Annotated in this window: 19 protein-coding genes; 15 read left to right on the top strand and 4 right to left on the bottom strand. The window is 68.7% G+C overall.

Annotated features, from left to right (window positions below; all coding sequences use genetic code 11):
- Positions 1-136 precede the first annotated feature (136 nt).
- From OHB21_RS36325 to OHB21_RS36300, 6 genes are all read left to right on the top strand, one after another.
- Positions 137-1,279, top strand: a complete 1,143-nt coding sequence (locus OHB21_RS36325; protein WP_198161760.1) for a restriction endonuclease-related protein — start codon at positions 137-139, stop codon at positions 1,277-1,279.
- On the top strand, positions 1,276-4,512 hold the full coding sequence (locus tag OHB21_RS36320) for an ATP-dependent DNA helicase (protein ID WP_228801678.1): 3,237 nt from the start codon (positions 1,276-1,278) through the stop codon (positions 4,510-4,512). Before OHB21_RS36325 ends, OHB21_RS36320 begins: the two co-directional genes overlap by 4 nt.
- A complete protein-coding gene (locus tag OHB21_RS36315; protein ID WP_195126340.1) occupies positions 4,509-7,289 on the top strand; it encodes an RNaseH domain-containing protein in 2,781 nt (926 codons plus the stop codon). Before OHB21_RS36320 ends, OHB21_RS36315 begins: the two co-directional genes overlap by 4 nt.
- 512 nt (positions 7,290-7,801) lie before the next feature.
- Complete coding sequence (locus OHB21_RS36310) at positions 7,802-9,031, top strand: cysteine desulfurase family protein (protein ID WP_067510415.1); 1,230 nt, start codon at positions 7,802-7,804, stop codon at positions 9,029-9,031.
- Positions 9,031-10,125, top strand: coding sequence for a tRNA 2-thiouridine(34) synthase MnmA (gene mnmA / locus OHB21_RS36305; RefSeq protein ID WP_067510417.1), 1,095 nt, complete (start codon positions 9,031-9,033; stop codon positions 10,123-10,125). Before OHB21_RS36310 ends, mnmA begins: the two co-directional genes overlap by 1 nt.
- 63 nt (positions 10,126-10,188) lie before the next feature.
- Positions 10,189-11,247: a methionine synthase gene (locus tag OHB21_RS36300; protein WP_067510419.1), complete on the top strand. Its 1,059-nt coding sequence runs from the start codon at positions 10,189-10,191 to the stop codon at positions 11,245-11,247.
- 99 nt (positions 11,248-11,346) lie between these two features.
- Here the strand turns inward: OHB21_RS36300 and OHB21_RS36295 are convergent, their stop codons facing one another.
- On the bottom strand, positions 11,347-11,601 hold the full coding sequence (locus tag OHB21_RS36295) for a Txe/YoeB family addiction module toxin (RefSeq protein WP_067510421.1): 255 nt from the start codon (positions 11,599-11,601) through the stop codon (positions 11,347-11,349).
- Positions 11,598-11,864: a type II toxin-antitoxin system Phd/YefM family antitoxin gene (locus OHB21_RS36290; RefSeq protein ID WP_067510423.1), complete on the bottom strand. Its 267-nt coding sequence runs from the start codon at positions 11,862-11,864 to the stop codon at positions 11,598-11,600. Before OHB21_RS36290 ends, OHB21_RS36295 begins: the two co-directional genes overlap by 4 nt.
- Before the next feature lie 173 nt (positions 11,865-12,037).
- Here OHB21_RS36290 and ligA point away from each other — a divergent pair, with 173 nt between their 5' ends.
- From ligA to OHB21_RS36270, 4 genes are all read left to right on the top strand, one after another.
- The gene (gene ligA / locus OHB21_RS36285; RefSeq protein ID WP_407675096.1) at positions 12,038-14,146 is read left to right on the top strand and encodes an NAD-dependent DNA ligase LigA; all 2,109 of its coding nucleotides are present in this window, start codon (positions 12,038-12,040) and stop codon (positions 14,144-14,146) included.
- A 185-nt stretch (positions 14,147-14,331) separates the two neighbouring features.
- A complete protein-coding gene (locus OHB21_RS36280) occupies positions 14,332-15,003 on the top strand; it encodes a DUF2625 family protein (protein ID WP_198161762.1) in 672 nt (223 codons plus the stop codon).
- 72 nt (positions 15,004-15,075) lie between these two features.
- The gene (locus OHB21_RS36275) at positions 15,076-15,768 is read left to right on the top strand and encodes an SDR family NAD(P)-dependent oxidoreductase (RefSeq protein ID WP_195126339.1); all 693 of its coding nucleotides are present in this window, start codon (positions 15,076-15,078) and stop codon (positions 15,766-15,768) included.
- Positions 15,769-15,902: 134 nt separating this feature from the next.
- Positions 15,903-16,922, top strand: a complete 1,020-nt coding sequence (locus OHB21_RS36270) for an S-adenosylmethionine:tRNA ribosyltransferase-isomerase (RefSeq protein WP_267465334.1) — start codon at positions 15,903-15,905, stop codon at positions 16,920-16,922.
- On the opposite strand, the gene OHB21_RS36265 is transcribed toward OHB21_RS36270, so the two are convergent.
- Positions 16,909-17,271, bottom strand: coding sequence for a hypothetical protein (locus tag OHB21_RS36265; protein WP_195126337.1), 363 nt, complete (start codon positions 17,269-17,271; stop codon positions 16,909-16,911). The two genes, OHB21_RS36270 and OHB21_RS36265, sit on opposite strands and share 14 nt — an antisense overlap.
- A 243-nt stretch (positions 17,272-17,514) precedes the next feature.
- On the opposite strand from OHB21_RS36265, the gene OHB21_RS36260 reads away from it, so the two are divergent.
- The 3 genes from OHB21_RS36260 to OHB21_RS36250 are packed head-to-tail and all read left to right on the top strand — an operon-like array spanning position 17,515 to position 19,688.
- Complete coding sequence (locus OHB21_RS36260; protein ID WP_195126336.1) at positions 17,515-18,759, top strand: AAA family ATPase; 1,245 nt, start codon at positions 17,515-17,517, stop codon at positions 18,757-18,759.
- 23 nt (positions 18,760-18,782) lie between these two features.
- Positions 18,783-19,130: a hypothetical protein gene (locus OHB21_RS36255; protein ID WP_067510431.1), complete on the top strand. Its 348-nt coding sequence runs from the start codon at positions 18,783-18,785 to the stop codon at positions 19,128-19,130.
- A 54-nt stretch (positions 19,131-19,184) separates the two neighbouring features.
- Complete coding sequence (locus OHB21_RS36250) at positions 19,185-19,688, top strand: GNAT family N-acetyltransferase (RefSeq protein WP_195126335.1); 504 nt, start codon at positions 19,185-19,187, stop codon at positions 19,686-19,688.
- A 169-nt stretch (positions 19,689-19,857) separates the two neighbouring features.
- Here the strand turns inward: OHB21_RS36250 and OHB21_RS36245 are convergent, their stop codons facing one another.
- Positions 19,858-20,508 (bottom strand): ACT domain-containing protein, encoded by a 651-nt coding sequence (locus OHB21_RS36245; RefSeq protein ID WP_195126334.1) that lies wholly within the window; start codon positions 20,506-20,508, stop codon positions 19,858-19,860.
- Positions 20,509-20,916: 408 nt separating this feature from the next.
- Here OHB21_RS36245 and gatC point away from each other — a divergent pair, with 408 nt between their 5' ends.
- Positions 20,917-21,216, top strand: a complete 300-nt coding sequence (gene gatC, locus OHB21_RS36240; protein WP_195126333.1) for an Asp-tRNA(Asn)/Glu-tRNA(Gln) amidotransferase subunit GatC — start codon at positions 20,917-20,919, stop codon at positions 21,214-21,216.
- Positions 21,213-22,682 carry an Asp-tRNA(Asn)/Glu-tRNA(Gln) amidotransferase subunit GatA gene (gatA, locus tag OHB21_RS36235; protein ID WP_067510440.1) on the top strand — a complete coding sequence of 490 codons (1,470 nt, stop codon included), beginning with the start codon at positions 21,213-21,215 and terminating at the stop codon, positions 22,680-22,682. Before gatC ends, gatA begins: the two co-directional genes overlap by 4 nt.
- Positions 22,683-22,725: the final 43 nt, after the last annotated feature.

Genomic DNA, 22,725 nt, shown 5'->3' with positions numbered 1-22,725 from the left:
ACCTGGTACTTCTGCCGGTCGACCCGCCGTCAGCCTTGGCGTGAAGGTGCCGTTTGCGCCGAAAGCACCACGTAAGGCAATTGCCCATGGTTGAGCGCTGACGAGATTGTCGGTGGTCGTCTCTATGGTGCCCGGTATGTCTTCGACCGTGACCGAGGTTGATCGCCGCCGCCGCGATCAGGCGATCACTGCCTGCTGCCTGGCTGCCGCTGCCCTTGGAGATCCTGATCTGGCGCCCCGCAGGCAGGGGCGTGCGTTGATGAGTTGCCTGGGGGTTCTGGCCTCGATATATCCGGTGGGGCAAGCTCCGACCATGGCGCAGTTCCGCAGCGGCCTCTCTCGCCCGTTGCGGCAGTTGCTACCCAATGGGGTCGACTCGGGGGGAGTCGGTGATCTGGTGCTGCTCGACGGGATGGGGCAGTTCAGTGACGAGGCCCGCGACCTGTGTGTCGAGCATCTAGTTCCGTCAGCGGCGTTGGACGAGCACTGGCCATGGGCAAAGGTCGCCACGGAACAGGAGGAGCGGCGCATCTACGAGGTGCTGCGACGGTTGCCCGCGAAGGACTACACCCGAGCCCGCGAGCTGCTTGTCGATGAGCCTTCCGGAGACCTGCGCGATTTGCGCCGTACCTGGGACGCGATGTGGGGACGGTTCGAGCACTACGAGCACATCGTGGAATGGGCATGGTGCCAGATTCGCGGATGGTGGTTCGCGTGTCCGACTTGCCGTTGGCCGATGCGCGTGGTCGGCGCAGGTGCGGTTGTGGAGGTGCGTTGTGAGGCACACGCGCGCAACGGCATCACCTACACCTGCCACACCGACGGACCTACCGACCGCGCTCCCGTCCTTCAACCCGCAGGCCCACACGCGAGTGAGGTCAAGGCTCGACCGGCTACCCCAGAGTCGCGCGCGGTGTCACGGGTGATCTGGCGTTATGTGACCCTGCCGGGGATCTTGGAGTGCGACCTGCGTGACCACGCCCGTGCGGCTGGCGCGAAAGTTGATATGTGGCCTCACAAAGATCGCTACGATCTGCGAATCACACTGAAGGGGAAGGTGTGGAGGGTTGATGCCAAGGCGTGGGCGTCCCCAGTCGCACTCGGCGAGGCGCTACGCGAGACGGAACCGGCCGAGCCCGGATTGATCATCGTGATTCCGGACCACCAACGCAGTAGCCGCGACCTCCTGGCCGCCATGTTGCGCGGTACCGGCTACCGGGTCATGACGGCGACCGACCTGAAGAACGATGTCGACAGGTCCGCGGGGGTGCAGCGGTGACCAGTCTGCGCCAGTTGGCCACGCAGATCGCATGTGCGTTCTCTGAGGAGTTCTTCGGGTTCCCTGGCGCCGACGGCCGCACCGTCGTCCCACTGGACCAGGCGGGTCTGATCGCCTCGGGCAGGATGGATCTGTGGTCGGACTGGCCCGACCAGCCCGAGGACACCCAGCGGCTGGTGGGACAGTTCCTGCGACTCCGCCACAACGAGCTCGGCTCGCCCCGGCGGTTCCTCGAAGCAGCCCGCAAGCTGCGCCACGATCAGAACAGCCCTTACCAGGTGCCCGACGAGATTCCCGACAACGCGGTCACCTACGTGATCGCCCGGCACGGCCAACGCCCACTCGAACTCGCGCAGCGTCTGCTCGAGGAGGCCGAAACCAAGTATCTACAGGGCCGGCGTCCGCTACCGGTGGCCGGACCCGGCAAGTACCGCTTCGGCTGGCACGGCGAGTCCACAGTCAAGCTGCCGATCACCGTGCACGGGGCCACGGTCGCCCCCGTTGTGCTGGACACAGCCGGGAAGGTGGATGACGTCAAAGTCAGCCCGGCCGAGCTCAAGGCACTGGCAAACCATCTGGCTCAGGTTTCGGGATCCTCACACTGGCAGAGCGGCATTATCGAGGAGCTGTTCGACAAGCTGCGCGACGTCGATGACTTGCCTGTGACCGAGTTGCTGCTGCGAGCTGGGGGCATCCGGTTGCTCAACGCGCCGACCGGAGTCGGTAAGAGCGTGCTGACCCGGTTGCTGGCAGTCCATTTGGCACGGCAGGGCGTTCCCGTGGCGATCGTGGTGGGCACTATCCACGACGCCCTTAGCACCGCCGAGCAGATCGCTGACGAGGAGAACACCGCGCGGCGCCTGACCACGAGTATCGAGCACGACCTCGCCGTCCTGGGCACCCCCGCTCGGTGTGTAGCTCTCGTGTCTCCGCGGCGGCTGGAGGAAAAGGCCACTCAGGCGGCCGAACGCGGTGAGTGGGATCGCTTCGACCAGCTGGGTTATGGCTGCGTTCTGCCCGCCCTCACCGTCGACGGCCCGCCGCCTGCCGCACCGGACGAGCCTTGCACCTCCCTGCGTGCTCTGCCTGAGCCCGACCAGGAAGAGACCAGCTCTGACAAGAAGGGTAGGCAGGCCAAGTCTGATGCAGACCAGCGGTACGCCTGTCCCATGCTGAGCGCGTGCGGGCGACATCGAGGGTTCCACAATGCCGCCGCGGCCGACATCATCGTTACCAACCACCACAACCTGATCCACGGCACGGTGCCGATACCTGTACGAGTCGACGGCATCGACCACAGCCGTATGCCGGTGCTGGAGTTCTTGATGCGTCGCTGTCCGGTGCTGATCATCGACGAGATCGACCTGTTGCAGAGCAACATGTTCGACGCCGGTGCCCGGCAACTGGTGCTCGCCGCCAGCGGTGGGCGACAAGAGCTGCCCCTGGCCCAGCTCGACACCCAACGCACGATGCTGATGCCCGCTGAGGACCGTGAAGTTTTTCCAGCCCTGTCTCGCACCCGATTCCTGGCTGACCAGTTCCTCAACTACATACTGGAACAGGACCTTTGGTTGGAGGCAGACCTGGACCGCCCAGGCTCCGGCTGGCATGTTCCCGGCGCCAACGACCGCATGCTGCTCCAAGCCCTGTTCGGTGTCGAGGACGATATCGACGGGATCGCACCGGAAATCTACGAGCAGTTCAATGCCTTGTTCCCAGATACTCGCGAGGTCAACGGCGGAACGCCGCCGCGCAAGATGCGCAAGGTCGCCACTCTGCTGCGCTCGGTCGTCAGCAACGACACCGGCCAGGACCGGATTCGTGAGGTCACGCACAGCCTGCACCGCACGCTGGCCCGACGAGTGCGGGATAAGGACCTGCGCCGCGCCGTGGTCAATGCCCTGCTCGTGCGGACATGGCTTGGCGCGCTGCACCAATCGCTGACTCGGCTGACCTTTGCGGTCAGCTCACCAGGCACTGAGCTTCCCGCGGCACGCGTGCTCGCAGACAAGCTCGGCAACTTCGTCCAGCACGCCACGATCCCCTACGGCCCGCTCGGGTACCTGCTGTTCGGATTCCGCGTGGACAAGGTGTCCGACCCCTACCCGCAGGGCAAGCTGTCGGTGCAGGCCATCGCCGGTGACCCGCACACCACCATTGCGCAGCTGGGCGGCACTGTGGCCCTGGCCACCGCGGGTGTGCAACGGATCGTCTTGGGCTTGTCGGCCACGGCGTTTTTCCCCGGCGCCGCCCGTGAGCACATCAAGGCCGAGGTCACCTACGCCATGACCGACGCAGCGCCCGGGGCGTTCACCACCCGAGCGGGCAAGGCGCTCGACGAGGAGTTTCAGGCCATCCACATCGGTGGCCGCTCCGAGTCCCACAAGCCTGACGCGATCCGGGAACTCGGCAAGACCCTGTGGGACCAGCACCTGGACAGGCACCTACGCAAGCTTGCCGAGACCGCGCCCGATCGGGAACTGTGCATGCTGGTCGGCAACTCCTACAAACATGCCGCGCTGCTCGGTGCCGGGATCGCCTCACACATCGGCGACCCGAGCTGGGTTGCCGTTGTCGTGCCGAAAGACCATCGCTCGTCTGCCGTGGCGTTGCCGTCCGGGGTAGTGCGTGTGACGGTGGAGGATCTGGAGGCACTGCCGCGCGAATATCCGAATGTCAAGGTCTGCATCGCGCCGTTGAGTTTGGTGGCGCGTGGTCTCAACATCCTGGTACCCGGTGACCAGCGCTCCGCGCTGGCATCGGTCTGGGTGTGCGTGCGTCCACCGACTCAACTGACCGACTCGGCCGAGATGTTCGCCAGCGTCAACTCCCATGCGCTCGACATCGGCATCCCTGGTCCGGGCCCCGCAGCCGTACTGAACAAGCAACGTCAGGCCGCGTTCTCACGGCTCTACCACATCCTGGCCAGCGATCCCAGATTCAGCAGGCTCAGCCGCGTGCTCAAAGCCGAAGCCGTAGCGGGGATGCTTGTCGACCTAATCCAGCTCGCCGGACGCGCTCGCCGCGGCGGCACTCCGGTCGAGCTCTACCTTGTCGACGGTGCTTTCCACGACGCCAAGTTCGGCAGCGACCTGCCGGGCCTGCTGCGCTTCTACTACGACAACCTCACCCCAGCCAGCCAGCGTGCACTGAGCCGCATCTACGGCTCCACACTGGTGTCCTGGCTCGACTTCGCCGGGATCGACCACACTTCCGAGGACGACAACCGATGACCATGGGCGATGACAAGCTGCACTTGCTGGCCTACCCGCTGACCGCAGAACTGCACGGGGTGGTGCGTGTCTACCGCTTCCCAGAACGAGCCCGCGACGTGTGGAGCGACTTGCTCGATCGCTACCGCGACATCACCGGCTCCCACGGAAACTTGCCCTACGCCGGCCTGGCCACCGCGCTACGCGCCATCGGCCGCACCAGCGTCAACCTGTTTCCGACCAGCCGCAACAATCCACCCCGGCAAATGATCAGTCGCCGCAGCCTGGACAGCCGCGACATCCACGACGCCGTGGTCCTGTGGGAACAGGCTCTGCTCAAGGTGCCCGAGGACGAGATGAGTTTTTCCTACGCCAGCGAACTGGCGGAACTCCTCGCCAGCATCGAGCCCGATGAGGTCATGTTGGGCAACGAGATCAAGCGGGTGGGTGACCAGCCCGATGCGGCCTATTGGGTGTACGACGCGGCCACCTGGGAAGTGGCCCAACAACTGGCCGACCGTACGTGGAAGATCGACGACCGTGAAATCGCCCTGCGGGCCGACACCCAGGGAAACCTGCTGGTCTGGGACAAGGACCTGCTGTGGACCGGCCAGTGGGAGAACGACGAGAACAACCCGTCCTATGCCGCGCTTCGCGTGCAACTAACGATGAAGACGTTGCCCTGGATGCGCGACCCGGTCGTTGTCGTCGACCCCTCGGTGTCCAGGCTCAGTCGCTGGCTCAACTCATCCCGCACTGCCTGGCTGGCCCAGCGCTCGACACAGGATCCACTGCTCACGCTCGCCGTCGAAGGCCGCGGCCGAGCGACCCGGATCGAACGCACCAGCGACATCGCCCTCACAGTGTGGGCACGCCTGGGTGGCGAGACCCTGATCCGGCCAGAAGATCGCGACATGACCGGCGAACCCGGCAGACTGCGTGCGCTGGTCCCGAAGTCCGTACGCTTCCCGATCGGCCGCGGCGTCGGCATGCACACCATCCGTGAACTCAGCAGTCACCTGTCCACGGTCCTGGATACCCCCAACATCATCGCCCGCAACGTAGCTGGCCACAGGTTCCCCAAGGGCACGCGCCGACAAGTGACAGCGGGCCGGGACACCGACCTGCTCGACGAATCCGCCCTGCCCACAATCATCGAAGCATCAGGCTGCCGACGCCTACGGATCCTTGTCCTCTACCGCCACCAGCACACCCGGACCCGGCTCCAGCGCCTGCTGGCCTACCACTTCAACCGCCCCGACCTCGCCGACATCGGCATGCCAGAGGACGAACCGACACTGATCGGCGACCACGTCGAAATCATCTTCCACCGGGCCGCCGCATTGCTGGCCCACGGCGACCACTCCGGCCGAGCTGAGCTCTTGGCTGCGGTGCCTCACCTCGACGTACCCGACGACACACGGATCGTGGCGCTGTGCGAGACCGAGTACGACGCGCGCGCATGGGCCGCGCAACGCAAGCAGTCCCGTCGACCCGACAGTACGGTGGACGACCCTGATCTGACCGACGCCAAGCACCCCCTCAACCGAATGCTTGCCCAGCACCACGTACTTGCCCAGTTCATCACCACCAAGCCCTCGCCCAAATCAGACACCGAACCGGCGACGAAGACGAGCAACGGGAACGCCACCGACGGTACCGAGTCCGGCAACAACGAGACCGCTCCCAGTGAGGAGAATGACCCGCTGACCAAGCTGGGACTCAGCCTGAAGAAAGATCATCCGGGTCACAACGCAGTCGCCGACATGCTCCGAGCCGCTGGTCTGATCCATCCTCGACTCAGCCGAGCGCTGGCCTACGGCCGCTACGGTTTGAAGGAACCCGTCGCGTTCGTCGGCCTTCACATCCGCGAACAGCGCGGGGCGCGTTGGACTTCGGCGGGACCGCGCCTGAGCTGGTCGCTGGTGGCGCTCATCCCCGAGGGCGACCACTGGCACACCAAGGCATATCAACCCAAACGACACCCGCGCGGGGGAACAACTGGGTGGCAGGACTACTTCGCCGCCAACACTGCCTTTCGCTCGCACTCGCTGCCCGAAGGTAAACGCCAAGACCTCTCGCTCGTCGACAGCATTGACACCGCACTCGGCCAACTCCAAGACCACCTCGATACCGCCACCGGCTACGTCCTGCTGGTTTCTGGAGACAGCTCCCGCGCGCTGTGGCCGCTCCTCGCCAACAAGAACCTTGACCTGCGTCCGGACTCAGCAGGCCGGATCAACGACCGGCCTGCGCTCCCAGGGTGCAGCCCCTCCAGTGGTCATCGCCCGCGGGCCATCGTTCGCGTGACCTCCGGCTCCCGTGACCTCCCCCGGCCGGTCGAGTTGCACGTTGGCGTAGACGAGAGACAGACGGAAGGAACCGTCCAGAAGGAGCCTCACATCAAGAAGACCACCGAGGGTCTCTACCAGCTCGACGGAGCCCAGAACACATGGATCCTGTCCAACATCCCGCGCCAGTTCACAGGCGGGCGCCGGTACAGCCGGGCGGGAGAGCACGGCACCCGTTGGACCGCCGACAACGAAGCTGGCCAACACACCTGGTATGCCCACACAACCACCGAGATCGTCGTCGTCGGCGCAGACACAGACCCGATCCGCTACGCCATCGCCGCCGCACGGCTCTGCGACCACGCCGTCTCATGGGATGGCCGCACCAGCTACCCGGCGCCCATCCACCTCGCGGCCAAAATGGATAAAGACCACCCCGACTATCGCCGCACCATCGACCTCGACGACGAGGTAGACCTCGACGAACTCAAAGACGGCGTCGTCTGATCCGACGACGGGTGGCTGGTCCGTCGCCAGCTGACTCGCGTCGCGGAATGTCAGGCGGATTCGACTGCGGGACGGCTCACAATTGGTGGGCGGTCAGAGGGGGCCGGGCTTGCTTGCCCGTCCTTGGCGTGCCTCCGGGAGGTGTCACCCGCCCGGCGTGCAACGCCGCAAACTAGGCCGTGGCTTGGCCAGACGCGGAAGAAACTAGCCATGCGGTACCCCGTTTCGCGTCCCCATTGGCAGCGGGGCGCTGCGGCGTGCCAGGAGTCCATACAGGGTCGCCGCTGACGTGTACGGCTTGGCGGATGAGACGCGATGCATGCCGCGCAAGAACGACACCATGACATTCGACGCATACGTCTCAGCTGGTCACGGACAGAGGGATGAGGCGCCGAGCGAGTCGCGGGAATACCGATTAGTGATACTCGTGTTGAGAATCCTGGGTAAATCGTAGAAAGCAGGGGTGGACCCGAAAAATGACCAGGTCAGCGGTGGTATAGGCTTTGTCGGTCATGAAGTCGGCTTTTTCGGGTCCGGTCACCGGTGCTGCGCCCAGGACGGTCTACCTCGATCACGCGGCCACCACACCGATGCTGCCCGCCGCTGTCGAGGCGATGACGGCTGCCATGACGCGGCCGGGCAACGCGTCGTCGGTGCACGGGTCGGGGCGCGCGGCGCGGCGGTTGCTGGAAGAGGCGCGCGAGTCGATCGCCGAGAGCCTGGGGGCGCGGCCGTCGGAGGTGATCTTCACCTCGGGCGGCACCGAGAGCGACAACCTGGCCGTCAAGGGCATCTACTGGGCGCGCCGCGACGCCGATCCGCGCCGCACCCGCATCATCGCCAGCTCGGTCGAGCACCACGCGGTGATCGACGCCATCGAGTGGCTCGAGCGGCACGAGGGCGCGCGCGCGACCTGGCTGCCGGTCGACGCCGAGGGCATGGTTTCGCCCGCCACCCTGCGCGAGGCGCTGGCCGCGCACTCCGACGAGGTCGCGCTGGTCACCATCATGTGGGCCAATAACGAGGTCGGCGCGATCCAGCCGATCCGCGAACTCGCCACGGTCGCCCAGGAATTCGGCGTGCCGATGCACAGCGACGCGATCCAGGCGGCCGCGCAGCTGCCCATCGACTTCGCCGCCAGCGGCCTGTCGGCGGCGAGCTTCGCCGGGCACAAGGTCGGCGGCCCGCACGGCGCCGGCGTGCTACTGCTCGGCAGGCAGGTCGAGGTGGTGCCGCTGCTGCACGGCGGCGGTCACGAGCGCGACCTGCGGTCGGGCACCTCCGACACGCCCGCCGCGGTCGGCCTGGCCACCGCGCTGCGGATCACGGCGGCCGAGCTGCCGATCCGCACCCCCGAACTCGCCGCGCTGCGCGACGCGCTCGTGGACGGCGTGCTCGCCACGATCCCCGACGCCGTGTTCAACGGCCCGGTCGACGAGCGCCGCCTGCCCGGCAACGCGCATTTCACGTTCCCGGGCTGCGAGGGCGACTCGCTGCTCATGCTGCTGGACGCCGCCGGCATCGAATGCTCCACCGGCTCGGCCTGCAACGCGGGCGTGGCGAGCCCGAGCCACGTGCTGATCGCGATGGGCGTCGAGCCCCGCGTCGCGCGCGGCTCCCTGCGTTTCTCCCTCGGGCACACGTCGACCCGCGCCGACGTGGACGCCCTCCTCGATGTCTTGCCCCAGGTGGTGGAGCGGGCCCGCGTGGCGGGTCTCGCCGGTGCGAAAGGTGGTGTGTGATGCGGGTTCTCGCGGCGATGAGCGGTGGTGTGGACTCGGCCGTTGCGGCGGCGCGCGCCGTCGACGCCGGACACGACGTGGTGGGGGTGCACCTGGCGCTGTCGGCCACACCCGGCACACTGCGCACCGGCTCGCGCGGCTGCTGCTCCAAGGAGGACGCGGGCGACGCGCGCCGCGCCGCCGACGTGCTCGGCATCCCGTTCTACGTCTGGGATTTCGCGGACCGGTTCAAGGAGGACGTGATCGACGATTTCGTCGCCTCCTACGCCGCCGGTGAGACGCCGAATCCGTGCCTGCGCTGCAACGAGAAGATCAAGTTCTCCGCCCTCGCCGACCGGGCGGTGGCGCTGGGCTTCGACGCCGTCGTCACCGGGCACTACGCGCGGCTCGACGGCGGCGTGCTGCGCCGCGCGGTCGACGCCGACAAGGACCAGTCCTACGTGCTCGCCGTGCTCACCGCCGACCAGCTCTCCCGCGCGATGTTCCCGGTGGGGGACACGCCGAAGCCCGACATCCGGGCCGAGGCGGCCGAGCGCGGACTGGCCGTGGCGAACAAGCCCGACAGTCACGACATCTGCTTCATCCCCTCCGGCGACACCCGCGCCTTCCTCGGCGCGAAGATCGGCGTGCGGCCGGGCGCGGTGGTGGACGCCGACGGCCGTGAGCTGGGCAAGCACGACGGCGTGCACGGGTTCACCATCGGACAGCGCAAGGGTCTGGGCCTGCCGGGCCCGGCCGCCGACGGCAAGCCGCGGTACGTCACCGGGATCGATCCCGAGTCCGGGACCGTGCGCGTGGGTTCGGTGGAGGATCTGCACGTGTGGACCGTGCTCGCCGACCGGGCGATCTGGACCTCGGGTGAGGTGCCGGACGGGCCCGTCGAGTGCGTGGCGCAGGTGCGCGCGCACGGCGGCACGGCGCCCGCCGTCGCAGAGCCCTCCGGCGCGGGGCTCGTGGTGCGGTTGCGCGAGCCGTTGACCGGTGTGGCGAAGGGGCAGGCCGTGGTGCTGTACCGGCCCGATCCGGCGGGCGACGAGGTCCTCGGCAGTGGGACGATCTCCGGTACGTCGCGGGAGCTGGCGCCGGTTTCCTGAGCGGTGTGGCTGGTCGATGTCTTTCCGTCAGCAGGCGGGACGGCCCGGGTGTAGCGGAGTGGAATGGGCGACGTGAGCGAAACCGTAACGGAGAGCACGATTTCCGAGGTACTGCGGGGCGGTGTCGCGACCGGTGTCGGGTCCTGGCCCGGCACCGACGCGCGCGAGGCGGCCGCGACCGTCGTCGGTGAGCTCACCGACTTGGCGCATCTGGCGGAACTGCCCGCGCGCGGGGTCGGCGCCGATATGATAGGCCGCTCCTCGGCGCTGCTCGTGGACCTGCGGTTCGATACCAGCACACGCGGTTACCGGCTCGCGGCCCGTCCGGGAGCGGTGTCGCGGCGCGCGCACGACCTGCTGCGCGGTGATCTCGACGCCCTCGAAGAGGTGTGGGAGACAACGGGTTCCGCGGGGACCGGCCGCGTGATCAAACTCCAGGCCACCGGCCCGCTCACCCTCGCCGCCGAAGCGGAGCTGCCCGTCGGGCACCGCGTGCTCACCGATTCCGGTGCGGTGCGCGATCTTTCGGAATCCCTGGCCGAAGGACTGAACCAGCACGTCGCCGAAGTCGCCAAGCGCTTGAACGCGCGGGTGGTGCTGCAACTCGACGAACCCTCGCTCGGCGACGTACTCGAAGGATCATTGCGCGGCGTGAGCGTGCTCGACACCGTGCGCGCCGTACCCGCGCCGGAAGCGCTGGCGATTCTCGATTCGGTGATCGAAGCGCAATCCGTTCCGGTGCTGGTGCACACCTGCGCCGCTCGGCCGCCCGTGCACTTCCTGCGCGGAAGTCAGGCCGCCGCAATAGGTTTCGACCTCTCCACCATCGCCACCCGCGATCTGGACGCCCTCGGCGAATCCCTCGACGCGGGCAAACGCCTCGTCCTCGGACTCGTCCCCACCACCGCCCCCACCACCTCACCCACCTGGCGCGACCTCGCCGAACCCGGCGTCCGCCTGATCGACCGCCTCGGCTTCCCCCGTTCCGCGCTGCGCGACGTACTCGTTTCGCCGGCTTGCGGGTTGGGGGGTGCGCCCCTGGGGTGGGCGCGAAAAGCATTGGAGCTGGCGACCGAGGTCTCCCGCGCCTTCGCCGAGGACCCGGAGTCGTTGGACTTCTGATCACCGTCGCAGGTGCGGGCGACAACCGCTGCCTGTTGGTTCACGGAGGGAGGCTCACGCCGGTATCGTCCGCCCACGGCCGAACCGTCGCCGACGCGGTCAGTAATGGTAGCGAGCTTGGGCGATGAGGATGTTGTCCCCCGAGATGGCGTAGACCAGGCGATGTTCGTCGTTGATGCGGCGTGACCAGTACCCGGACTTGTCACCTTTCAACGGCTCGGGCTTCCCGAGCCCGGTGAACGGATCGCGTTCTATGTCGTTGATCAAGCGGAGGATCCGGAGCGCCAGTTTGCGGTCGGTGGAGATCCGGTGAGCGAGGTCTTCGAATGCGACCTTCGCGAACGTGACCTTCACCCGAGTTCCTGCGCGAGGCGATCCAGGTCGACTTCGACAGTATCGCCGGCTTCCAGTTGCGCGACCCCCTGGGCAAGCCGGGCGGCGTTGGCCGGAGAACGCATCAGGTAGAGGGTTTCGCACAAGGAGTTGTACTCGTCCTCGGAGATGAGGACGGCGTTTCCTTTGCGGCTGGTGATGTGGATGGCGATGGCATCGTCATTGACTCGTTCGATGAGTGGGTAAAGGCTGGCTCGTGCTTCGCTGGCAGACATGCTGGTCATCGCTGTACCTCTCCGGCTACACGGTCGACGGTACCGGAATGTGGTACGAGTTGCCGAGGGTTGGTCGCCGCGATCCGAGCCCTCGGGACCCCCGGCAGAGGCTTCCCGAACCCGCTTCCACCACCCCGCCGACGTGCCGGAATATGTCGGTGGCCTGCGCTAATGTGCTGTTCGTGAGTGAGAGCGAGAGTGTGGCGGTTCCGGCGACGGCGGAGCAGCGGGTGGCGTGGCAGCGGTTGGCGGACGAGGTGCGCGAGCACCAGTTCCGCTACTACGTGCGCGACGCGCCGGTCATCTCCGACGGCGAGTTCGACGAGCTGCTGCGGCGGTTGCAGGCGATGGAGGAGGAGCATCCCGATCTGCTGACGCCCGATTCGCCGACCCAGCTGGTCGGCGGCGGTTTCGCGACCGATTTCTCGCCTGTCGACCACCTCGAGCGGATGCTCTCGCTCGACAACGTCTTCAACTACGACGAGCTGAGCGCCTGGGCGGCGCGTGTGGAGGCCGAGACCGGTTCCGATCTGCACTACCTGTGCGAGGTGAAGATCGACGGTGTCGCGCTGAACCTGGTGTACGAACGCGGCAAGCTGGTGCGCGCCGCCACGCGCGGCGACGGCCGCACGGGTGAGGACGTCACGCTCAACGCCCGCACCGTCGAGGACGTGCCCACCGAGCTCACCGGCACCGACGAGTTCCCGGTGCCCGAGCTGCTCGAGGTGCGCGGTGAGGTCTATATGCGGCTGGAGGATTTCGAAACCCTCAACGCGTCCATCGTCGCGGAAGGCAAACCGCCGTACGCGAATCCGCGCAACACCGCCGCCGGCTCGCTGCGGCAGAAGGACCCGGCGGTCACCGCGCGGCGCAGGCTGCGCATGATCTGTCACGGCGTCGGCCGCACCGAGGGCTACACGCCGTCGTCGCTGCACGAGGCGTACTCGGCGTTGGCGGCGTGGGGGTTGCCGGTGTCGGCGCACACAAAGCGGGTGCAGGGCATCGACGCGGTGATCGAGCGGGTCGAGTACTGGGGTGAGCACCGGCACGACATCGAACACGAGATCGACGGCCAGGTGATCAAGGTCGACGAGGTCGCGCTGCAACGCCGCCTGGGCGCCACCTCCCGCGCACCGCGCTGGGCGATCGCCTACAAGTACCCGCCGGAGGAGGCCACCACCACGCTGCTCGACATCCAGGTCAATGTCGGCCGCACCGGGCGGGTCACGCCGTTCGCGGTGATGGAGCCGGTGTCGATCGCGGGATCGACGGTCGCGATGGCCACACTGCACAACGCCTCCGAGGTCAAGCGCAAGGGTGTGCTGATCGGCGACACCGTCACCATCCGCAAGGCGGGCGACGTGATTCCCGAGGTGCTGGGTCCGGTGGTGGACGCGCGCACCGGGGCGGAACGCGAATTCGTCATGCCCACACACTGTCCCGAGTGCGGCACCGAACTCGCGCCCGAGAAGGAGGGCGACGCCGATATCCGCTGCCCGAATCAGCGGGCGTGCCCGGCGCAATTGCGCGAGCGCGTATTCCACGTCGCCAGCCGCAACGCCTTCGATATCGAAGCGCTCGGCTACGAGGCCGCGATCGACCTGCTGAAGTCCGGCGCGATCGCCGACGAGGGCGACCTGTTCGACCTCGACGAGCCGCGCCTGCTCACCACCACGCTGTTCGTGAACAAGGACGGCAGCCTCTCCGCGAACGGCAAACGCCTGCTGGAGAACCTGAATTCGGCCAAGGACCGCCCGCTGTGGCGGGTGCTTGTCGGCCTGTCGATCCGGCACGTCGGCCCCACCGCGGCGCGTGCGCTGGCCGCCGAGTTCGGGGAGATGGCGCGCATCGAGTCCGCCACCGCCGAGGAACTCGCCGCCACCGACGGCGTCGGCCCCACCATCGCCGCGGCCGTGGTCGAGTGGTTCACCGTCGACTGGCATCGCGCCATCGTGGAGAAGTGGCGTGCCGCCGGTGTGCGGATGCGCGACGAGCGCGACGAGTCCATCGCACGCACCCTCGAAGGGTTGTCCATCGTCGTAACCGGCTCCCTGCAAGGCTTTTCACGCGACGGCGCCAAAGAGGCGATCCTGATGCGCGGCGGGAAGGCGGCGGGTTCGGTGTCGAAGAAGACCGCGTTCGTCGTGATCGGTGACGCGCCCGGTTCGAAGGCGGCGAAGGCCGAAGAACTCGGTGTCCCGATTTTGGATGAGGAAGGGTTCGTGCGGTTGCTGGCGCAAGGACCGGAGGCGGTCACGCCCGCGCCCGCCGACGAAGAGTCCGAGGGCTGAGCGGTAGGGTCCAAGGGCGAAAGTCCGCCCAGGGCTGTGCCCCACGATGCGTCCCAATGCGCCGAAAGCTGAGCGGCTGTGCCCGAAAACCCGGACGCCGGTCCGTGGGAGTGGACCTGGAGCGCCTTGACGTCCGCCGAGAATGAGCAGAACGGGGCGCGCCGGATTCGGGCAGGATGGCGCAGGTGTCGACAGTACGTCCCGTAGAGGACTTGATTCATGTAGACGATCCGGCGTGGCCGGGGCTGCGCAGCGAGATCGCTTCCGCCGCAATCCCGATCACGGTGCTCCCGATCGAGCCGGCGCAGGGCCAGTCGGTGTTGTTCCGGCTCCAGGTGACGGCGTGGTCGACCCTCGGCGCCCTGGCGCTGCACACCGGTGGGATCGTCGCCGAGCACGGGTGGTTGCGCATCCTCGGCGGCGGCTACGACGGGCTGCCGGATCTGGCGACCGCGAACGGGATGGGGGAGCCCGGTGGCGGTGCGCCGGGTGCGCTGACCGTCGCGGTCGACGCACTGGGCGGGCGCTTCGCCGTCAACGGGGGCGCGTTGCCGGGTGAGCCCGGCGAGATCTGCTATTTCGGGCCGGAGACCTTGCGGTGGGAGCCGATCGGCGGCGGCCATTCGGCGTTCCTCTCCTGGGTGCTCTCCGGTGGACATGCTGATTTCTACGAGGGCATGCGGTGGCCGGGGTGGGCCGGGGAGGTGGGCCGGCTGCGGCTCGATCAGGGGTTGTCGGTGGTGCCGCCGCTGTGGAGCGCCGAAGGGCGGGCCGGTATCGCGGCGGCCGATCGCCGCCCGGTGCCGATCGGCGAACTGCTGGCGCTGCACACCGACATCGCCGCGCAACTGGGCTGAGCACACACCCTTGACCTCAACCTACCTTCAGGTATGAAGATCGGTGTCGTACCTGGATGTGAGGAGAGTGTCATGGGATTTCATCGGACAGCGCTGGTCACGGGTGTGTCGGCGGGGCTGGGGGCGGCGTTGGCGCGTGGGTTGGTCGAGCGAGGGTGGCGGGTGGTCGGGACCGGGCGGCGCGCCGAACCGCTGGAGCGGATGCGGGAGGAGTTGGGGGAAGCGTTCGTGCCGGTCGTCGGCGATGTGACCGATGCCGCGCACCGGGCGCGGGTGGCCGAGGTGGCCGGTGGGGCGGGGGATCTGCTGTTGGTGGTGAACAACGCGGGGTGGTTGGGGCCGAGTCCGTTGCCGCGCTTGGCCGCGTTTCCGCTCGACGCGCTCGAGGCGCTGTTCCGGACGAATGTCGTCGCGCCGCTGGGGATCATCCAGATGGTGTTGCCCGTCCTCGCGCCCGGTGCCGCGGTGGTGAGTATCAGTTCGGACGCGAGCGTCGAACCGTATCCCGAGTGGGGCGGGTACGGCGCGACGAAGGCGGCGTTGGATCAGCTCAGCGCGGTGCTGGCCGCCGAGCATCCCGACCTCGACGTCTACACCTTCGACCCCGGCGACATGCGCACCGCCATGCATCAGGACGCGTTCCCGGGTGAGGACATCTCCGACCGTCCCACACCGGAATCCGTGGTGCCCGCACTCCTGCGGCTGGTCGACGAACGACCCAAGAGCGCGCGGTACGCGGTGTCCGACTTCGCGGCGGCGCGATGAAGGTGGAGGGCAGGAGATTTCGCGAGAGTGGACGCGCCGGGAGTCCGGACCGGCACGTCGACAGCGGTCGAATCGGGGGTGCGCGCGAGGGAGGCCCCGGTCGTGTATACCGGCCTTTCGACGCGAATTTCGTCCTGCCGGAGCGGCTCAACGCGACAGCCCCGCCCGAGGCGCGGGGATTGTCGCGCGACGATGTGCGCCTGCTCGTCGCCGACGGCGGCTTGACGCACACTCGATTCCACCGGCTGCCCGAACATCTCGCGCCCGGCGACGTCCTCGTGGTGAACAACTCCGCGATGGTGACGGCCGCCGTCGAGGGCGAGGTCGCCGGCGCGCCGGTGGTCGTGCACTTCTCGACCTGGCTGGACGACGGGACGTGGGTGATCGAGCTGCGCACGAAAGACCGCCTGCCGCTGGCCGATCGGAGCTTCGAGCCGGGCGATGCCGTCGACCTTCCCGGCGATGCCCGGATGACGCTGCGCGCCCCGTGGCTACCGGGCGGGCGGCGACTCTGGATCGCCGAGGTGTCCACGGATGTGCGAGCCCTGCTGTGGCAGTACGGGAATCCGATCACCTACGCGTACGTGCCGGAACGCTGGCTACCCACGTACTACTCCACCGTGTTCGGACGCGAGCGGGGAAGCGCTGAAATGCCCAGCGCCGCAAGACCGTTCACGCACGAACTGGTGCTCGATCTGGTCGCCTCCGGCGTGTGGCTGGCACCGATCACCTTGCACACCGGCGTCTCCTCACCGGAGGCGGGCGAACCGCCGAGCCCCGAGCGATTCGACGTCCCCGCCGCCACCGCGCACCTGGTGAACGACGCGCGGGCGGCGGGCGGCCGGATCGTCGCCGTCGGCACCACCGTCACCAGGGCGCTCGAATCGGCCACGGCCCCCGACGGTTTCGTGCGCGCCGCGTCGGGATGGACCGATCTCGTGCTCGGCCCCGCGCGCCCCGCCCGCGTGGTGGACGGCCTGATCACCGGATGGCACGCGCCCGGGGCCTCGCATCTGGACCTGCTGGTCGCGGTGGCGGGGGAGGACACGGTGCGCCGCGCCTACGCCGAAGCGCTCGACGCCGGCTACCTGTGGCACGAATTCGGCGACAGCGCGCTGCTGTTCGCGCCGGACCGGACGCTCAGGTCGCGCTGACGGCGACGGTCGCGCTCTCCTGACCGCGCGGTTCGAACGCCGCGCAATGGCCGGGGCCGAGTTCGACGGTGCGGTTATTGATCCGCCGCTCGCCCTTGGTCTCGATGACGACCTTGGTGCGGCTCATCGAGCAGACCTTCACCACGGTGGGGTTGGTGTAGGTCTGCGTGCCGCCCTGGCAGTGGTTCGTCGAGGCGTAGAGGAACACCCGCGCCGTCCCGTTCGGACACTTCGCGTCGGCCATCGCCACCTGCGGCACGGCCACCACCGCGCCCGCCGCCAGCGCGCCGATCACCGCGGCCCGAACCGTCAGCCGCGTCAGTTTCGTCGGCACCATCGTCCACCTCATCTTCTTCAGCGTCATCCATCAGGCACGACCCACCTTGCCCCGACCGGCCGCGATTGCCCAGCATGCTAACGCCGATCCCCGCCCCCGTCCGCCCGAGCCGCCCCGCACCCGCTCCGACCGGGGGCGCTCGGTCCTCGGCCCGCGAGACACACGCCGGAAACCCTCCCACCGACGCGCCCACCCGGCGAGCACGTCGGCGGGGTGGGTGTCGCGGCCCCGCGCCCGAACCGGAAGGATTGCGGCATGCTGCGGAGTTTTCAGGTGACCAACCACAGAGCGCTGGCCGACCGGCAGGAGTTGCGGCTCACGAAGGGGAGCGGGCCGGTGGCGGTGCCGGTGACCGCGATCCACGGCGGCACCGCGGCGGGCAAGACGAGCCTGATCGACGCGCTCGGGCGGATGCGCGAGGCCGTGCTGGAGTCGGTCACCGGGTGGGACCCGTACGCGGGCCCGGTGCGCAGTCCGCACCTGGGCGCGCCCGACCAGCCCACCGAGTTCGTGGCGTCGTTCGTCGCGGAGGGCTGCCCCTACACCTACGGATTCCGCATCGACAACGCCGAGGTGGTCGCCGAGTGGTTGCACAGCCATCCGCGCTCGCGCAAGCGCATCGTGTTCGAGCGCACCGGTGAGCAGATCAAGATCGGCCCGATGTTCGAGGCGGCGCTCTACGGCATCGCGGCGCTGGTGCCGCTGGTGCGCCCGAACGCGCTGCTGCTGAGCCTGGCCGGGCAGATGTACGCCGAGGCGTTGGTGCCCGCCTTCCGCTGGTTCTCGGCCATGCTCGAGGTGCAGCGCGGGGAGGCCGAGCCCGACGCGATCGCGCACCGGCTGGGCGCGCACCTGTCGCGCTCCGGGGAGAACGCCGCCCGCCTGCTGCTGCTCCTGCGCGCCGCCGAACTGGGCATCACCGATCTGCTGATCGCCGAGCACGACCCGCTGTACGCCGACTACCTGCGCGAACTCGACGGCGATATCGAGGCGGGCGCCAAACAGCTGGAACTGTGCGCCACCTCGCCCGGCCACGCCGACCAGCTGCTGGAACAGAGCGGACTCACCCCCTTGCTGCTCGAGCGCGAACTCTCCAATCTGCGCGCCGCCCGCGACGCGCTCTACGCCAGGATGGTGGCGCGCCGCGGCGTCGGGCTGAAACTGGTGCACCGGGGCATCGACGCGCCGTTCGACATCGCCGACGAGTCCACCTCGACGCTGGCGCTGCTGCGGCTGCTGCCCACCATGCTGGACGCGCTCGACAACGGACGGGTGCTCGCTGTCGACGACATCGACGCACGCCTGTCGGGCGAGCAGGCCGACCGGCTGATCCAGCTGTTCCAGAACCCGGAGACCAACGCCAACGGCGCGCAACTGGTGTTCACCACCGGCGACCGCAAGCTCATCGACCGCGGCAACGGGCGCTCGCAGCGCACCCGCACCGCGGTGTGGCAGGTGCGGCGGGGCGAGAACGGAGCCGCCGAACTCGCGGCCCTGTGACCACACGGCCCTAGGATCGAGACATGCTCGAATTCGCCATGCTCATCATCATGGTCGCCGTGCTCGTGGCGTTGCTGGTGTCCTTCCGGCGCGGGCGGGGCGGCGGCAGCCCGCTGGCGCAGGCCGAGGCGGGGTCGCTGTACGTGACCGGGGTGAGCCCGCGCCCGGACGCCGAGGGCGAGCAGTACGTGACGATCACCGGCAACCTCACCGGACCGTCGGTCGCGGGCAAGGTGGTGTACGGGCGGTTCGCGTGGGACGTGAACCAGTGGCCGTCGATCGGCGACTACATCGACGTCGTGTACCCGCCCAAGAACCCGGACCGCTGGCGCATCGCGCACCCCGGCGCCCGGCCCGGACTCGGCTCCTGAACCTGTGACCAGGACTATCGCGGCGATGTCGCCGACGATGGCAGGATGCCGGGCATGGGTGCTGATGACGTGATCGTCCGTGCCGCCACGCCGCGCGACTTCGACGCGGTCGGGGCGCTGACGGTGGAGGTGTACGTGGGCGAGGGGTTCGTCCGCGCCGAGAGCCCGTACGCCGCGGAGCTGGCCGACACCGCGCGCCGGGCGGCGGACGCCGATGTGCTCGTCGCCGAACACGAGGGCGTCGTGATCGGATCGCTTACTGTCGCGGCGCCCGGCACGCCCTTCGCGGACGTGGCCCGCCCCGGCGAACTCGAGTTCCGCATGCTGGCCGTCGCCAAGCGGGCGCGCGGCCTCGGCGCGGGAACGGCGTTGGTGCGCACCGTGATCGACCGCGCGGCCGCCGAGGGATACGACGCTGTCGTGCTGACGACCATGCTGCCCATGGTCGACGCGCTGCGCATCTATGAACGACTCGGTTTCGTCGCTGTGCCCGAACGGGATTGGGCGACGCCGATGGGTGCTCCGCTACGGGTGTACCGGCTCGCTCTCGGGGCGTAGTCGTCGGAAATTCGTCGCGAGCAGTGGGTCGGGGCCTACACGCCGCGCAGTGCGACGACTGGCACGCGACGCGCCGCGCGCGCATTCGACACGACGAACACCCGTGGCGAACTCGTCGGAAGGTGCGGGTGGACCGGACTCTCGCGAGAAAGCTTGTGCGGCAGTCGATTCAGCCGAGGACGGTGGCGACGATGCCGGCGAGGTAGCCGAGGCGGGCGACTTCCGAGGGGCGGAAGTCGGGTCCGCCGGGGCGGCCGAGCAGCAGCACCTTGCCGGTGTTGCCCAGGGGCGCGGCGGCGAGCTTGGTGTCCATATCGCGCCAGATCTGCGGCACCCACTCGGCCTCGGGGTCGAGGGTGGAGGGCTTCTCCAGCGGCATCCACGGCGCCGAACCGGCCTGCGTCTGTGGGGCGCTCTGGCTGCCCACCACCCGGTAGGCGCCTTGCGGGCCCATATCGATGATGGTGCTCCAGCCGACTCGCAGCACCCGCGGCACACCGTCCACCAGCACCTGGAGGCGATCGTCGCGGGCACTGGCCACCTGGTCGATCAACTCGAGTTCGCGGTGGGTGTCCAGGACGCCGGAGTACGGGCGGATCGAGTCGACGTGCACGTCGCCGATCGACTCCGCCGCCGTGATGAGCGTGTCGGGCAGTGCGTTGGGTGGAACCTCCACGACGAGATCGTCCACCGCGAAGCCCGCGCCGCGTTCGACCACATCCAGCGAGAGGATGTCGGCGCCCACGGAGCCGAGTGCGACCGCGAGTGCGCCGAGGCTTCCCGGGCGATCCGGAAGTTGCACGCGGAGCAGGTATGACACGCGCGTTCCTTTCCTCTGGCCGGCCGAGCCTGGTGGTCGGATACCCGGGTCTGGCAATACTTACACCCCCCGGCCGCGCTTATCGAGTCGAACTGCGGCCGGTGAGGAATGCCACGCCGGTTTTTCGTCACGATACGGCGTGTCGCGCTAGTTGTGGGGGTGTGTCGTCGGGATGTAACCCGCGCGAGTACGGGTTACCGGGGCGCTCGTAGACTGTCTGCTCGGGTGACATGTGACAACACCGCACCTGTGACAGATCGGCGGTTGTGACGGAACGGCACAGTGCGATTCCGGCGCGGCGCCGATGCGGTCACGCGATTCGGCCGGGAGGCCGCGCATCTCACCCCGGTGCGATCGGACCGAGACCGATCACGTCCGACCACACACCAACGCCGAAAGGGGTCCGCGGTGCCCGCCATCTCCCGCGACGAGGTCGCACACCTCGCCCGGTTGTCCCGGCTCGCGCTGTCCGAGGCCGAACTGGACCAGTTCGCCGGTCAGCTGGATTCGATCCTGAGCCACGTGCGCACCATCTCCGAGGTCGCCGCCGCGGACGTGTCCGCCACCGCTTCGCCGAACCCCGCGGTCAACGTGACCCGGCCCGACGTGATCACCCCGGGGCTCACTCCCGAGCAGGCGCTGGCCGCCGCGCCCGCGGTGGAAGAACAGCGGTTCATGGTTCCGCAGATCCTGGGGGAGGGCGAATGAGTGAGTTGACGAAGGCCACGGCCGCGGAGCTCGCCGCGAAGATCCACGCCCGCGAGGTCTCCTCCGAGGAGGTGACCCGCGCGCACCTGGACCGCATCGCCGAGGTGGACGGCGAGTACAACGCCTTCCTGCACGTCGCCTCCGACGCCGCGCTCACCGCCGCGCGCGCGGTCGACAAGCAGCTCGCCGACGGCACCGTCGCCTCGCCGCTGGCCGGAGTTCCGTTGGCGCTCAAGGACGTGTTCACCACCACGGACATGCCCACCACCTGCGCGTCGAAGATCCTCGAGGGCTGGATCTCGCCCTACGACGCCACGCTCACCACCAAGCTGCGCGAGGCGGGCATCCCGATCCTCGGCAAGACCAATATGGACGAGTTCGCGATGGGCTCCTCCACCGAGAACTCCGCCTACGGCCCTACCCGCAACCCGTGGGACACCACCCGCATCCCGGGTGGGTCCGGCGGCGGTTCGGCGGCGGCGCTGGCCTCGAACCAGGCGCCGCTGGCGATCGGCACCGACACCGGCGGTTCCATCCGCCAGCCCGCCGCCGTCACGGCCACCGTCGGCACCAAGCCGACCTACGGCACGGTGTCGCGGTTCGGTCTGGTGGCGTGCGCGTCGTCGCTGGATCAGGGCGGCCCGTGCGGGCGCACCGTGCTCGACACCGCGCTGCTGCACGAGGTGATCGCGGGCTACGACCCGAAGGACTCCACCTCCCGCGACGTGCCGGTGCCGCCGGTGGTCGCCGCCGCCCGCGAGGGCGCGTCGGGCGATCTGCGCGGCGTGAAGGTCGGCGTGGTGAAGGAACTGCACTCCGACAGCTATCAGTCCGGCGTGCTGGCCTCCTTCGACGCGGCCGTCGCGGTGCTGAAGGAACTGGGCGCGGAGGTGGTCGAGGTGTCGTGCCCGCACTTCGAGTACGGCCTGCCCTCCTACTACCTGGTGATGCCCTCGGAGGTGTCGTCGAACCTGGCGCGCTTCGACGCCATGCGCTACGGCCTGCGCGTCGGCGACGACGGCGGCCACAGCGCCGAGCAGGTCATGGCGCTCACCCGCGCGGCCGGGTTCGGCCCGGAAGTCAAGCGCCGCATCATGATCGGCACCTACGCGCTCTCGGCCGGCTACTACGACGCCTACTACGGCCAGGCGCTCAAGGTCCGCACCCTCATCGCCCGCGACTTCGACGCCGCCTACGAGAAGGTCGACGTGCTGGTCTCGCCGACCAGCCCGTTCACCCCGTGGAAGCTGGGCGAGAAGGTCGACGACCCGCTGGCCATGTACCTGTCCGACCTGTGCACCCTGCCCACCAACCTGGCCGGCCATCCGGCCATGTCGGTGCCGTCGGGGCTCAGCGAGGACGACGGCCTGCCCGTCGGCTTGCAGATCATGGCCCCGGCCCTGGCCGACGACCGCCTGTACCGAGTCGGCGCGGCCTACGAAGCCGCCCGCGGCCCCATCGCCTGAGACGCGCGAAAGCCGGGCCGGGAGTGATCCCGGCCGGCCTCGT

The organism is Nocardia puris (assembly GCF_036051655.1).
GTDB lineage: Bacteria > Actinomycetota > Actinomycetes > Mycobacteriales > Mycobacteriaceae > Nocardia > Nocardia puris.
The sequence above is the reverse complement of the archived record's forward strand: the minus strand, read 5'-3'. Positions and strand labels throughout refer to the sequence as shown.